Source organism: Bacillales bacterium, from assembly GCA_035700025.1.
GTDB lineage: Bacteria > Bacillota > Bacilli > Bacillales > DASSOY01 > DASSOY01.
The window spans coordinates 1-13,548 of sequence record DASSOY010000055.1; the positions used below are offsets into that span (position 1 = coordinate 1).

Here is a 13,548-nt window from a genome sequence, read left to right on the forward strand (position 1 = left end):
GAAATCGCTCACTGAGAACGCTATTTCTCGGAAATCATGAAAATCCGCGATGAGATTCGGGTGATTTTGGAAATTAACGCTCCTCATGAGCGATTTTATTTGAAAATGGGATTTTTAAAGCAAATAAGGTTTCTGGTGAGCGCTAATCTCAATCTCAACGAAAACCTTGGATGAATCACAACAATTTCCATTGACTTGGTGCCACCGCGAAAGTGAATCTCGATGGCGAGCGAATGGTGAGATTTGCTCATGAAAGGATGCAACCGATTTACAGTTTGAAAGCGTTGGGGTGAAAGGATGAATTTTTTAAGTCATCGGTCGACGGCCGAAGAATTACTGGAAGAAGCTTCGGTTCTTAATCCCGGACCGTGGGTCGATCATTCGTTGAATGTCGCACGTGCAGCCCGAAACATCGCTGAAGAAATGGCGAAAAAATCGTATGACGTCGACCCGGAAGCCTTTGAGCGCAAGAGGTGAACGATCATTAAACGAATTTACGAAAACGATGAATTGACAATATCAGAAGACGAATTTTCGGATATCGCTGTGCAAGCGAAGCAGCCGGACAGCGTTGTCGTGCTCGCGAAAGACGATGATGCGTTCATCTTGATCAAACAACTGCGCAGACCGGTAGGCGAGCATGTGATTCAGCTGCCGGGCGGCGGCGTTGAGCCCGGCGAAGACTTGGAGAGCGCCGCCAGGCGCGAGTTGAAAGAAGAGACGGGATACACATGCGGGGAGCTTCATGCACTCGGCCGTCTTGTGCCGGCGTCGTGGCTGAGCAACGAAGTGACGCATGTGTATTACACGGCGGAAATTTTTTGCCGCAGGCGGAACAAAAGCTTGAAGCGCACGAGAACATCGAGGTCATGAAAATGACCGTTGCGGAATGTCTCGATGCGATCAAAGCGAACCGCATTTCGGACGCGGAGCTGTGCTATGCGGTCCTGCAAGCGGTTCTGAATGGTTTTGTGTTTTTCTCGTCGTAGCCAGAAGTACAAACAGCACCGGCCAACCGAGTGTCCTTTTTATAAAAATACCAAGCGCAATTTTCATACTTCTGACACCGTTGCAACGGTGTTTTTCTTTTGGAAGTGTTACAATCATAAGGGAAGCTTACGTTGAAGGTTGATTCATTTTGTAGAAAGCTGGGAATTTTTATGGCAACAACTAAAACTTCAAGTGTCCCGCTGGAGGATCAAACATCGAGTCTCTTGCTGGATTTAAAAGAATTGTTTAAAGCGATCGTGCTCATTTCCAACGTATTGCCGGTGTTTGCGGGCTTTTGGGCGGCGTTGTCTATGGCCGATCGATCGTTTGCGGAGAATTGGCCGTTGTTTGTGTTGACCATCGTCGGGAGCACGTTCGTGATGGCAGGCGCGCTCGTGATCAACAACTGGTATGACGTAGATATCGACCGAATTATGGCACGGACGCAGAAACGGCCGACGGTGACGGGTCATTTTTCGTTGAAAAAAGTATTAGCGGCCGGCATTGCGTTATCGGCGCTCGGGTTTCTTTTATTATTGTTTACTACTTTTGAAGCGACGGTGTATGCGTTCATCGGCTGGTTTACGTATGTGTTCTTGTACACGATGTGGTCGAAGCGGCGGTTTACCTTAAACACGGTGATTGGGAGTATCTCCGGTGCTGTAACGCCTCTTATCGGCTGGGCGGCCGTTCAACCGGCGAATCACATTGTACCGGTAATCTTATTCCTTGTTTTGTTCATGTGGCAAATGCCGCATACGTTTGTGATCGCCATTCGCAAATATGATGAGTACAAAGCCGCGAAAGTGCCGATGCTTCCGGTCGTTTACGGGTTCCCGATGACAAAACGGCAAACGGTCGTTTACATCGCATGCATGCTGCCGCTGCCGTTCTTCTTAATGTCAACGTTGGGATTGACTTTCGTTGTGATCGCAACTGTCTTGAATTTAGGCTTTTTGGCGCTTGCGATCAGTGGGTTTTTCGAAAACCATCTCATGAAATGGGCCCAACGGATGTTCTTGTATTCTGTGAATTACGTGATGCTTTTCTTTTTGCTGGTCATAGCAGTGACGATGTAATGTGCTCGAAAGCAGCCTCGTTCAGGGGCTGTTTTCTTTTTCGTTGGGCTTCTTTTGTTGTTCTTCGTACCATTTTTTCAACAATAAGTTCGTGTCTGAACTGTCAATGCCGCGGCGAACGGCGGTCTCGATCAAGATATAAAAAATAATCGCTCCGACGATCACAAACAAGATCATCAATCCTAAACCAACCAAAATAATTCCTCCCAAAAAAATCCGAATTTTCACCTTTCCAAGACAATGGTATACTATTTCTACACTCAAGCAAAGGAGAAAAGCGACATGCAAAAGATCATTCCGCACCTTTGGTTCGACGATAAGGCGGAGGAAGCGGTCACGCTGTATACATCGATTTTCACGAATGCAAGAATTGTGGAGACGTCGCGATACGGCGAGGCCGGGGCGGAGGTTTCCGGCAGAAAAGCGGGTTCGATGATGAACATGACTTTCGAGCTCGCCGGTCAAAGATTTATGGCGCTCAACGGGGGTCCGCATTTCCAATTCACGCCGGCGCTTTCGCTCTTCGTCGATTGTGAAACAGAAGAAGAAATTGACATGCTTTGGGAAAAGCTCTCGGCCGGCGGGATGGCACTTATGGAGCTCGGGGAATATCCGTTCAGCAAAAAATTCGGCTGGCTCATGGATGCTTACGGACTGACGTGGCAGCTAAGTTTGTCGGGAAATCCGCAAAGCATCGCCCCGTTTTTCATGTTTGTCGGCGAACAGCACGGGCGTGCGGAAGAGGCGATCTCCTTTTACACATCGCTTTTCGACCATTCGAAGGTCGGTCGCATCGAGCGTTACGGCGCAAATGAGACGGATCCCGAAGGGACTGTTAAGCATGCTTCATTTACCTTATACGGACAGCCTTTCATGGCGATCGACAGTGGATTTCCGCACGCATTTACCTTTAACGAAGCGTTTTCGCTTTTCGTGAATTGCGATTCCCAGGAGGAAGTTGATCAGCTTTGGAATCAGTTCAGCGACGGCGGTGAACCGGGACAATGCGGCTGGCTGAAAGACAAATTCGGCGTTTCATGGCAAATCGTCCCGTCGGTTTTGGGTGAGTTGATGCAGAAAGACCCGCGAAAATCGGAAAAAGTGATGCAAGCGTTGCTGCAGATGAAAAAGATTGAGATCGCCGGCCTGACAGAGGCCTATGAAAGAGGTTAAGGCGAAGAAAAAAGGGATCGGAAGGAGTCACTGTGGAGAGCGTAATGCGTTCGTTCGAGGACGGTCGCACAACTCGCTGGGATTCACAATCGAAATGAAACGGAGGGGGATGCATTGAAAACAAAGTTGCTGCACGTAAGAGTGAATGTTTCCGATCTCGGTCAGGCGCGAAAATGGTATGAACAAATGCTCGGCTTTGAGGTTACCGGAAGCTGGCCGCCGGAAAATCCAAATTACGTTCATTTCGACATGGACGCTGGAGCACGCTTCTCCATAATGGAACATGAAGATGTTCCGACGCTCGGCCGATCTAATTTTTCCGTCGCTGACGTTGATGCGCTCTGGGAGAAACTTAGAAACAAGGTGGAGATTGTCGAGCCGTTGTTTACAACGCCTTACGGATCGCGCAAGTTCACGATCAAAGACCTTGACGGCAACGAGCTCGGATTTGTGCAGGAGTGAAGCGGTGAACGCTTAGCGAACGAGAGTGGCTAACAACCCTTTACAAAAGGAGGGACGAACTTGCTGAAATCGAACGATTGGAAGGTTCTTGTCCCGGTGTTCATGATTTTGGCCGTATTGTTGTTTAGCGGATGTTCGGAGCGCCCGGCCGGTTCAAATCAAACGCAATCGACGCATAATCCGACGGCGCAGGAAATTCTCAGCGAAAATCCCGGTGCGGATCTCATTCAAGTAAAGGGCATTGTGTATAAAAACGCCAGTGACATCGATGGGGTGAAAAACAAACATTGGACGGTAGGCAAAAAAGTTGACACGGTCACGGGTCATCTTGAAAAAGGGGAGTCGTTTGCTGACGGGATGGCGACAAAGCTCCCGATCGGTACGAGCATTTATGAACCGAATGAAAAGTCGGGACCGATTTTGATAGTCGTTGTCCATGGAAACCTTGTTCCGTATCTCGGCATGGTGGAAGGGTGATTAAGCTTAGATGAGATCGATCGTTGGCGGCCAAGGGATTACCATCACAGTAACAAAATGGATGCAGGCGCCAGTTGTCTTTGCGGTGGGAGGGAATCGATGGGGAAAATTGCAGCCATCGGCGGATCAGCGCCGCCTTGTGATTTACAGGTTATCGACACCGAAATCGTTCGGTTGACGGGAAAGGAGCGACCGAAGCTTCTTTATGTTCCTGCTGCGTGCGGAGATGATCTCAAAAACTTTCATTTTATCCAAAACTCGTACGGCGAAACGCTCGGTTGTCAGCTGGATACGCTGTTGCTCCTTAAAGAATCTCCCGCGAAAGAAAGCATCCGCGAAAAGGTGTTTGCCGCTGACATAATTTATGTGGAAGGCGGATCCATCACGACATTGATGACTTCTTTTGAGCACTTTCAGATGGCTGAAGTTCTTGAAGCCGCTTATCGAAAGGGCGTTGTATTGGCCGGAAAAAGCGCCGGTGCCATTTGCTGGGGAACTTTTTTTATAGAAAACAAACAACATAAGATTTCGTGTTTGGGTCTGCTCGATTACGTTCTCTATCCCCATTTTGACGTGAAGGGCAGCCACGAGGAGCTTGGTGCCATCGTCGCGGCAGAAGACATCATCGGGATTGGCATCGAAAACCATTGCGCTGTTTGCTTTAAGGATGAGGAATATCGGGTGATTGCGGCCAATAAAGATGCGAAGGCGTATAAGGTTTACCGAGGGACCAATGTTCAAAGAATGATGCTCGATTCTTCAAGTGCAGCTAAATGGAAAAGCGGTGAGGATCATTGAAGCCAAAAAAGCGAACGAAACTGAGAATTGCGTTAGGGAAAGGCTACTATACTTTGAAAACGTATGCGGATTGGTATTTCGGGCGCACGAACTATGCAAGCAGGCCCTTCTTAGAAGGAGAGTCTTCAGCGAAAAAGATTTAAGGAGGTGAGCGGTTATTCCGCTAGAAACGTTTCAATTTCCGTTCTTTGGGACGGATCGGACGATTCGGGTGTATGTGCCGAAAATCCTTAAGCAAGAATGTCCTGTGTTGTACATGCATGACGGGCAGAACGTGTTTACCGACGACGGGGCGATTGGCGGCGAATCTTTGCGGTTGAAGTCGTACTTGGAGGAAACAGAGATGCCGCTGATCGTTGTTGCGATCGATCTCAATCTCGAAGGGGAAGAGCGCATCAATGAATATTGTCCGTGGCCGAGCGGCGCATTAAGCGGAGAGATCTTTGGTCATGAAAGTAAAGCCGGCGGCAAGGGAAGCGAATATCTCGAAACGATTGTTGTAAAATTGAAGCCGTACATTGACAGCCATTATCGCGCGGCTGCCGACGAAACGTACATGGCAGGCATATCCTTGGGCGGTCTTATCACAACTTACGCGGCGTGTCGCTATCCGAACGTTTTCAAACGAGTTGCTGCGCTCTCTCCTGCTTATTTTCGAAATCAAGAGCAGATCGAGTCGATCATAGCGGGGGCAAACTTGTCCGCATTGGAGAAAATTTATGTGGATTGCGGAACTAACGAGGTGCCGGGAGATGCCGAGAAAAGCCAAAAGTTCGCCGAAAGCATCCGATCCGTGTATCACTTATTGCAGTCCAAAGGGCTGGATTCGCGATTTGAACAAATAGAGGGAGCCGAGCACAACTACGTCGCCTTTCGAAAACGCATGCCAAAAGTATTGGCATCCATACAAGGAGGCATTTGATTGTTCCACATACGCATACGGCCGACGGCGCTGATCGTTCAAGACGGCAAGGTTTTATTAATAGAGTATGATGACAACGGCATTCATTACAATTTGCCGGGCGGAGGAGCCGAGCCGGGCGAAACGCTCATCAAAGGCGTGAAACGCGAAGTGAAGGAGGAAACGACGGCGGAGGTCGACGTTGGTGCGCTCGCTTTCGTCTATGAATTTGCGCCGCAAAAGCAATCGGGCAACTACAGGCCGGACGACAGGCACGGCATTCATTTTATTTTTCAATGTACGTTAAAAGAAGCCGCCGAGCCGAAACTTCCGCAACAGCCGGATTGTCATCAATCAGCCGTCCAATGGATGCCGATCGATGAGTTGGACAACATATTGCTCATCCCGAATTTACAACAACAGATTAAGGACTACGAGAAGCAACCGACGAAGGTGCCTTTCATCGAGGATCATCAATTGGGGTTATTTTTATAAGCTGTATTTCGGAATATTGGAAAAAATAAAGCTTTAGAAGGAATGCGAAGAATCTTGTCGAACTATTGAATGGGCAATGGCCGACCGTTGTCAAAATAAATCACGAACAGGCAGGTTGAAGGCAATGAAAACTCGGGAAGTTTCGGAACATCTCATAGAACACGCCGCAGCTTTAGCGGAAGAAGTTCTTTCGTTTAACTTGAGCAAAATTGATTTCCCGGTGCCCGAAGCGATCATTGAGCGGGGGAAAGTAACGCAAACCGCATTCATGAGGTTTCTCGGGAACGCTATCACGATGGACAGTTATGATGCAATCACAGACGCTTTTCACGAATGGCATCAAGCGAACGTGAAGTCCGATACTTCGTTGTATGACAAGGTTTCCAGTCTCATTAAACCATATCCGGTATCCCGCTTATTTCTCAACGAAAAGATTTCCGGCATTTGTGCCGACTACGGGTTGTCGCTGGAAGAGGCGGCGAAGATATTGAATCGGCTCAACTATATTCAAGATTTAAGCATTTCCGAATCGATTCTTGCGTTTGAGGCGTATAAAAATTCGATCAACAAGCGGACGCGTGAACAATTAATGGAATTATCCGCACCGGTAGTCGGCTTGAAGGACGGCATTGCCGTCTTGCCGTTGATCGGTTCGGTTGATTTCGAAAGAGCCGAGCACTTTTCGAACAAAGTCATTCCGAAAATTACTCAAATGGACGTGGAAACCTTGATCATTGATTTCTCCGGAATCGTCAGTGTCAACCCTGAGGTGGCCGGCTATTTGTTCAACATAAACAACGTCCTCGTTTTGCTGGGCATTCAAGTGGTTATAACCGGGATGCGTCCGGATTTGGCGAACAGCATCGTTGGCCAAGGCATCAGTTTTAAATCATTTAAGACGTTCCTCAACGTCCGGGAAGCGCTGGAAGCATGGGAAGCGAATAAACTTTAAAATCGGGATGCATGATACATCCTGGTTTTTTTTATGTATCGAAAAATGTGCTCTGGCACCGCGATTCTTGGAAGGTTCCCTTGAAAGCGATTCGCGGGGGGCGTTAAACCGTGTGCTGTCTTTTGTGAACCGCAGTTGGCGAAGCCGTCCGGTTTTCGTTATGATAGGGGGGCACAGCGGATGAAATGGAAATGAGTGATTGACATGACACAACAAGGTGAGACTTTCGTTACGGAAATAAAAAAATTGGATGATAAAGGCTCGGGGCGCGCTTCCGTTTGGCGCGAAAATAAAAAAGGGAATCCGAAAAAATTAAAGCTGACGATTCCGCAGACGCTGCCGGGCGAGAAGGTGCGCGTGACGGTGGACCAACCGGAGCGCAGGCGCCGAAAAGCGATGCCGGAGGAGATCGTCGAAGCGCACCCGGAACGGGTCGCACCCGCATGCCGCCATTTTGAAAAATGCGGCGGCTGCGTCTGGCAGCATTGGTCTTATGCGGCGCAATTGCAGCATAAGACCGAGCATGTACGGGCGGCGATCAAAGCCGAAGGCTTTGATCCGGCGCTCGTGGGCGACACGATCGGCATGGACGAGCCGTGGCAGTACCGCAACAAAATGGAATTTACGTTTGCGCCGGACGGCTCGATGGGACTGCATGAGCAGGGGAATTTCCGCAAGGTGATTCCGCTGGAAACGTGCCTGATTGCCGGCGAACCGATGGTCGAGGCGGCGATGGAAGTGGCACGTTGGGCTGCGGATCATGCGTTGAGCGGGTACGATAAGAAGGCGCATGAAGGATTGCTGCGACACTTGATGGTGCGGTATTCGTACGCGACGGGCGAGATGATGCTCGGGCTGTTCGCGACCGAGGCGCCGTCGGCGCACGAGGACGCTGTGCGCGACTTGAAAGAGCGGCTCGGGCGCCTGAAGCAGGTGAAAAGCCTGCTCTGGCTCGAGAATCGCGATTGGGCGGACCGGACGCAGTCCGAACAGACACACGTCCTCGTCGGACGCGACTTCATCTATGACGAAATGGCAGGCTACCGCTACCGCCTCTGGTTCGATACGTTCTTCCAGACGAACCCGAAGCAGGCCGAGAAGCTCGTCGAGCTGGCGCTCGAAATGGGCTGCCCGCAGCCGACCGATCGCATGATCGATCTGTTCTGCGGCGTCGGCACGTTTTCGCTGCCGTTCGCGAGCCGCGTCGCGCGGCTCGCCGGCATCGAAATCGTCGAGGCTTCGATCGCATCCGCGCGCCGAAATGCCGAGGACAACGGCATTTCGAACACGGAATTTCTCGCCAAGGATGCCCGCCGCGGCATCGATGAGGTGCTCGAGAGCTTCGGGCATCCGGATTTGCTGCTGCTCGACCCGCCGCGCTCGGGCGCGGGCGGGAAGGTGATGCGGCGCATCGGCCGGGCGCAGCCGAAACGTATTGTGTACGTTTCGTGCAACCCGGACACGTTCGCGACCGACATTAAAGAGCTCGAGCCGTTCGGCTACGAGCTGAGACGGCTGCAGCCGGTCGACTTGTTCCCGCATACGGTGCATGTCGAGTGCGTTGCATTACTTGAGCGGGTTGAATCGTAGGTTCAACCCGTCTTCCTCAATGAGGGACAAGGAGGACGCCAATGGAGAAAAATAAATTTCAAATCAAAAGAGAAGAAACGTACCGCCGTTTAATTGAAAAAGGGATGGAAATTTTTCTGCAAAAAGGGTACGCAAAGACGAAAATCGATGATATTGCAAAGGCAGCAGGCTATACAAGAGGCGCCTTTTACTTTCATTTCGAGAGCAAGGAAGACTTCTTCATGCATGCGATGAGAGGATATAACACGACTCGCGTGGAGTGGGAGAAGCTACCGTATCAGTTGGATCCTGAAAAGCTGTCGTTGGAGGAAGTGTTAAAAGCTTCATTCACCACGCTGATGAATTCGATGCATGGCGTCGGAAGCGGTTGGATCATTCTTTTTGTCGACTTCTATCAACACATTAAGCACGATGAGAAGATCACGAGTGAACTCAAAGCGATTCAGCGGAATTTTGAGGATGCTTTGATAAAGTTTCTCGACGCATTGCAAGACCGAGGGTTCATTTCCTCATCGATCAACACACGAGAAGCGGCCCTTCAGACGATCATGGTCACCTATGGATACATGATCAATTATTACGTCTTTGATCAAAAGGATCTCGATTTGCTGATCCAAGGCCAAATGAAAATTTTATCTGGTGAATGATTGGTTTGGTTTGTCCGCTTAAAATGTGATTGACCGTTTCATTTTTTTATCATAAAATAAATACATACATGTATGTATTCCAGCAAAGAAAGGAGCGTACCCATGAAGTTTTGGCAGTATCATAAGAACATTAAAGTGAGGTTCTTGCAATTATTCCTCACGGATATTCTTAACACGGCATTGTTGGCGTTCATGGCCATTTACTTGACCCGCTTTTTTGGCGCAGCATTAACAGGGTTGTTTTTATTCATTAACATTGTCCTAGGCGTTTTTGCGAATTTTTATGGCGGGTATTATTCGGATATCATCGGCAAAGTTAATGGTAATCTCAAGTCTTTTGAATGTGGTTGCCCTTTTCTGCATGATGATGGCGAATTCGCCGTTGTTTACTTCCCCTGTGGTGACACTCGCAGCTTTGTTGCTGCTAAGTATTTCCTTCGGTCTTGGTGATCCAGGATCACAGGCAATGTTGATCGACGTAACGAAACCTGATGAAAGAGAAGCGGTTTATTCTGTCCTCTTCTGGCTCTTTAATATGGCGATGGCGATCGGTGGTATTATTGGAGCATTGACTTTTAAACATCACCTATTTGAATTGTTGCTCGGGTTATTGATTACGAGCGTCATAGCTGCCATTCTCGTAATCTTTTTTATCGATGAAACTTTGGCCTTAAAGACTGAAAATTTACAAAAGGTCGAACAAGAGCATTTTATCATCAAAATGTTCAAAAACTACAAAGTGGTCCTTAAGGACAAGTTATTCATGTCTTACACGTTGGCGATCTTGCTCATTACTTCGTTGGAGTTTCAGTTGGACTATTACACAGGCGTTCATTTATTTAAAGACATGCCGACACAGTCCGCGCTTTCCTTTGATATCAACGGTGTCAATATGCTCGGGTTTTTGCGAACGGAAAATACGATCATCGTTGTCTTGTTATCCTTGTTGGTCACAAGATGGGTAACGAAACTTAGTGACAAATCGACGTATATTTCTTCAGTGATCATTTATGTAATTGGTTATACCGTGTTGAGTTATGCCGACAATATTTGGCTGCTGTTCGGCTTTATGTTCTTGGCAACGGTCGGTGAGTTGATGCGGGTCCCGACGCACAGCGCCATTTATGCAAGTCTTCCGCCGGAGGATAAGCGCAGTTCCTATTTGGCATTCAACAGTTTAATCATTCAATTTTGTATGATTCTTGGGTCTTGGTTTGTCTCGCTCAGTGCGTTTTTGAACAATGAAGCGATGTCATCGTTGTTCCTGCTGACAGGAATGGTGGGGCTGTTCATCATCATTAAAATTTTCCCGGATTTGCAAAAGAAAAAGGAATTGGCGGCTGCGAGCGGGGAGTAGTTTTTTAACCGATTGAATACATTCAAGAATGTATTTTATAAAATTGAGAGGATGATCACAGATGAAAAAATGGGTGATGGTTTGTTTGGCTGGCGTTTTGGCGTTGGGCATTTTGGTCCCGGGTGTAAGTTCGGCAGCAGGAAAAGCCGTCGGAAAACCAGCATGGGCGGGCATGACACCGGCGGAAATGTATGAGCAACTTGTTGCGCTGCAAGAGGAGAACGCGCGGCTGACGGCGGAGAACACTAGTCTTAAACAGGAAAATGAGCAATTAAAAGAAGAGAATGAACGACTTAAGGAAGAGAATGAAGCGCTCAAAACGAAAAATGACGCGTTGATCACCGAGAATGAATCCCTAAAGCAGCAAAATGAGCAACTGAAGTATACGAACGATATGCTTAACTTTAGAAATTCTGTAATGAATGAGAGAATCAGCAACTTGTACCGCCTGGTCAGCATTTTACAATCAAAGCTTGCCCACAGATACTGAGAGTAACGGCCGGAAACGATTATTTTACTTGGACGCGATCCAGTGAGGCAGTCAAAAGCGGAGCTTTCGGCTGCCTCCAGCTTTTTATAAACTTTTGGATGGCCTCGATTTTATCGCTCACTGGTGTTCTTATTTCCGTTTAAAACCGTATTTTCAAGATGGAATCGCGCATCAGAAACGTTATTTTCCGCTCTTCCGCGAATTCGAGCCGCATTTATCCCCTTTTACAGAAAATAGCGTTTCTAGTGATCGATTTTATAAAATATCCGCTCATAACTATAAAATAGCGTCTCTCATGAGCGTTTTCACTGACCTTTTGTGAGCACCATTTTTCTCCATGCCGCACGTGTCCCCTAACACGCCGGAGGCTTGTGCAAATTTCCCGTCACTAAGGGCCGCCAACTCACGTAATCAAGCGAAATCATCGCACCCTCCACATCGCGTTTTTGCCGTTAATTACAGCACACAGAGACCGCAACCAACGGTTGACACCTGAAAACAAACTGTGCTATATAAAAAATGGAATTAGCACTTGCGCGATCGGAGTGCTAAAAACGAAACTTGAACAAAAGGTGATGATACGATGGGGCGGAAGAAACAGTTTAAAGCGGAATCGAAGCGGCTGCTCGAGATGATGATCAACTCGATTTACACGCACAAGGAGATTTTCTTGCGGGAGCTTATTTCCAATTCGAGCGACGCGATCGACAAGATTTACTACAAAGCGCTGACGGATGAGAACCTCGCGTTTGATCCGAAAGATTATTTTATTAAAATTGAAGCGGACAAGCCGAACCGCATTTTGAAGGTCATCGACACGGGCATCGGGATGTCAAAGGAAGAGCTCGAAAACAACCTCGGCGTGGTCGCGAAAAGCGGTTCGCTCGCCTTTAAGAAGGAAAACGAGGCGAAGGACGGGCATAACATCATCGGTCAATTCGGCGTCGGTTTTTATTCGGCGTTCATGGTGGCAGAAGAAATCACTGTCATTTCCAAGGCGCTCGGCAGCGACGAAGCGTACAAGTGGGTGTCGAAAGGAGCGGACGGCTACACGATTGAGCCTTGCGAGAAGGACACGGTCGGAACGGAAATCATGATAAAAGTGCAGGAAAACACGGAAGACGACAACTACGACGAGTTTCTCGAGGAGCACCGCTTGAAAGGCATCATCAAGAAATACTCGGATTTCATCCGTTATCCGATCAAGATGGACGTGACCGAGCATAAGCCGAAAGAAGGTAAAGACGACGAGTTTGAAGAAGTCGTCGAGGAACAGACCGTCAACAGCATGGTGCCGATCTGGCGGAAAAACAAAAACGAGCTGAGCGACGAAGACTACGAGAATTTTTACAAGGAGAAGCATTACGGGTTCGACAAACCGCTGACCCACTTGCACATTAAAGCGGACGGAACGGTGAGATACCAGGCGATTTTATATATTCCGGAAAGCGCACCTTTCGATTATTACACGAAAGAATATGAAAAAGGGCTTGAGCTTTACTCGAACGGCGTCTTGATCATGAACAAATGTGCGGATCTCCTGCCGGATCACTTCAGCTTCGTGAAAGGCATGGTCGATTCCGAAGACTTGTCGCTCAATATTTCCCGGGAGATGCTGCAGCAAGATCGTCAGCTCCGGGTCATTGCCAAAAACATCAAGAACAAGATCAAGAGCCAGCTGAAGAAGATGCTGAAAAACGAGCGGGAGGACTACGAGAAATTTTATCAAGCGTTCGGCCGTCAGTTGAAATTCGGTGTCTACAACGACTTTGGCGCCAACAAAGAAGACTTGCAAGATTTGTTGTTATTTTATTCATCCAAGGACAAGCAACTCGTTTCGCTTGCGGAGTACGTCGAGCGCATGCCGGAAGATCAGAAGTACATTTACTACGCTTCCGGGGAGTCGATCGATCGGATTGAAAAAATGCCGCAAACCGAGCGGGTGGCGGACAAAGGTTACGAGATTTTGTATTTCACCGAGGAAATCGATGAATTCGCAGCGAAAATGCTCATGAAGTACAAAGACAAGGAATTCAAATCGGTCTCGAGCGGCGATCTCGGCATCGAGGCGGATGAAGAAGAGAAGAAAGCGGCGGAAGACAGCGAAAACAAAGCGCTGTTTGAAAAAATGAAAGAA

17 protein-coding genes are annotated in these 13,548 nt (G+C 48.3%); 16 read left to right on the forward strand and 1 reads right to left on the reverse strand.

Features of this window, described 5'->3' with window-relative positions:
- Positions 1 to 297 precede the first annotated feature (297 nt).
- From VFK44_09240 to cyoE, 3 genes are all read left to right on the forward strand, one after another.
- Complete coding sequence (locus tag VFK44_09240; protein HET7628557.1) at positions 298 to 477, forward strand: hypothetical protein; 180 nt, start codon at positions 298 to 300, stop codon at positions 475 to 477.
- A gap of 33 nt (positions 478 to 510) precedes the next feature.
- Positions 511 to 873, forward strand: a complete 363-nt coding sequence (locus VFK44_09245; protein ID HET7628558.1) for an NUDIX hydrolase — start codon at positions 511 to 513, stop codon at positions 871 to 873.
- 287 nt (positions 874 to 1,160) lie between these two features.
- Positions 1,161 to 2,069, forward strand: coding sequence for a heme o synthase (gene cyoE, locus VFK44_09250; protein ID HET7628559.1), 909 nt, complete (start codon positions 1,161 to 1,163; stop codon positions 2,067 to 2,069).
- A gap of 21 nt (positions 2,070 to 2,090) precedes the next feature.
- Here cyoE and VFK44_09255 read toward each other — a convergent pair whose 3' ends face one another.
- Positions 2,091 to 2,264, reverse strand: coding sequence for a hypothetical protein (locus VFK44_09255; protein HET7628560.1), 174 nt, complete (start codon positions 2,262 to 2,264; stop codon positions 2,091 to 2,093).
- A gap of 87 nt (positions 2,265 to 2,351) precedes the next feature.
- Here VFK44_09255 and VFK44_09260 point away from each other — a divergent pair, with 87 nt between their 5' ends.
- From VFK44_09260 to htpG, 13 genes are all read left to right on the forward strand, one after another.
- Complete coding sequence (locus VFK44_09260; protein ID HET7628561.1) at positions 2,352 to 3,242, forward strand: VOC family protein; 891 nt, start codon at positions 2,352 to 2,354, stop codon at positions 3,240 to 3,242.
- Positions 3,243 to 3,356: 114 nt separating this feature from the next.
- Positions 3,357 to 3,704, forward strand: coding sequence for a VOC family protein (locus tag VFK44_09265; protein ID HET7628562.1), 348 nt, complete (start codon positions 3,357 to 3,359; stop codon positions 3,702 to 3,704).
- Between the two features lie 60 nt (positions 3,705 to 3,764).
- A complete protein-coding gene (locus VFK44_09270; protein ID HET7628563.1) occupies positions 3,765 to 4,181 on the forward strand; it encodes a hypothetical protein in 417 nt (138 codons plus the stop codon).
- 99 nt (positions 4,182 to 4,280) lie between these two features.
- Positions 4,281 to 4,979 carry a Type 1 glutamine amidotransferase-like domain-containing protein gene (locus VFK44_09275; protein ID HET7628564.1) on the forward strand — a complete coding sequence of 233 codons (699 nt, stop codon included), beginning with the start codon at positions 4,281 to 4,283 and terminating at the stop codon, positions 4,977 to 4,979.
- A 157-nt stretch (positions 4,980 to 5,136) separates the two neighbouring features.
- Positions 5,137 to 5,901 carry an alpha/beta hydrolase-fold protein gene (locus tag VFK44_09280; GenBank protein ID HET7628565.1) on the forward strand — a complete coding sequence of 255 codons (765 nt, stop codon included), beginning with the start codon at positions 5,137 to 5,139 and terminating at the stop codon, positions 5,899 to 5,901.
- The gene (locus VFK44_09285) at positions 5,902 to 6,375 is read left to right on the forward strand and encodes an NUDIX domain-containing protein (GenBank protein HET7628566.1); all 474 of its coding nucleotides are present in this window, start codon (positions 5,902 to 5,904) and stop codon (positions 6,373 to 6,375) included.
- A gap of 124 nt (positions 6,376 to 6,499) precedes the next feature.
- Positions 6,500 to 7,327, forward strand: a complete 828-nt coding sequence (locus VFK44_09290) for an STAS domain-containing protein (protein HET7628567.1) — start codon at positions 6,500 to 6,502, stop codon at positions 7,325 to 7,327.
- Between the two features lie 204 nt (positions 7,328 to 7,531).
- Positions 7,532 to 8,917, forward strand: a complete 1,386-nt coding sequence (rlmD, locus tag VFK44_09295; protein HET7628568.1) for a 23S rRNA (uracil(1939)-C(5))-methyltransferase RlmD — start codon at positions 7,532 to 7,534, stop codon at positions 8,915 to 8,917.
- Positions 8,918 to 8,958: 41 nt separating this feature from the next.
- Positions 8,959 to 9,564, forward strand: a complete 606-nt coding sequence (locus VFK44_09300; protein ID HET7628569.1) for a TetR/AcrR family transcriptional regulator — start codon at positions 8,959 to 8,961, stop codon at positions 9,562 to 9,564.
- 102 nt (positions 9,565 to 9,666) lie between these two features.
- Entirely contained in the window at positions 9,667 to 10,014 is a 348-nt protein-coding gene (locus VFK44_09305; GenBank protein ID HET7628570.1) for a hypothetical protein, read from the forward strand.
- The gene (locus VFK44_09310; protein HET7628571.1) at positions 9,902 to 10,921 is read left to right on the forward strand and encodes an MFS transporter; all 1,020 of its coding nucleotides are present in this window, start codon (positions 9,902 to 9,904) and stop codon (positions 10,919 to 10,921) included. Before VFK44_09305 ends, VFK44_09310 begins: the two co-directional genes overlap by 113 nt.
- A 61-nt stretch (positions 10,922 to 10,982) precedes the next feature.
- The gene (locus VFK44_09315) at positions 10,983 to 11,411 is read left to right on the forward strand and encodes a hypothetical protein (GenBank protein ID HET7628572.1); all 429 of its coding nucleotides are present in this window, start codon (positions 10,983 to 10,985) and stop codon (positions 11,409 to 11,411) included.
- Positions 11,412 to 11,994: 583 nt separating this feature from the next.
- A partial coding sequence (htpG, locus tag VFK44_09320; GenBank protein ID HET7628573.1) for a molecular chaperone HtpG occupies positions 11,995 to 13,548 on the forward strand: 1,554 nt, incomplete at its 3' end.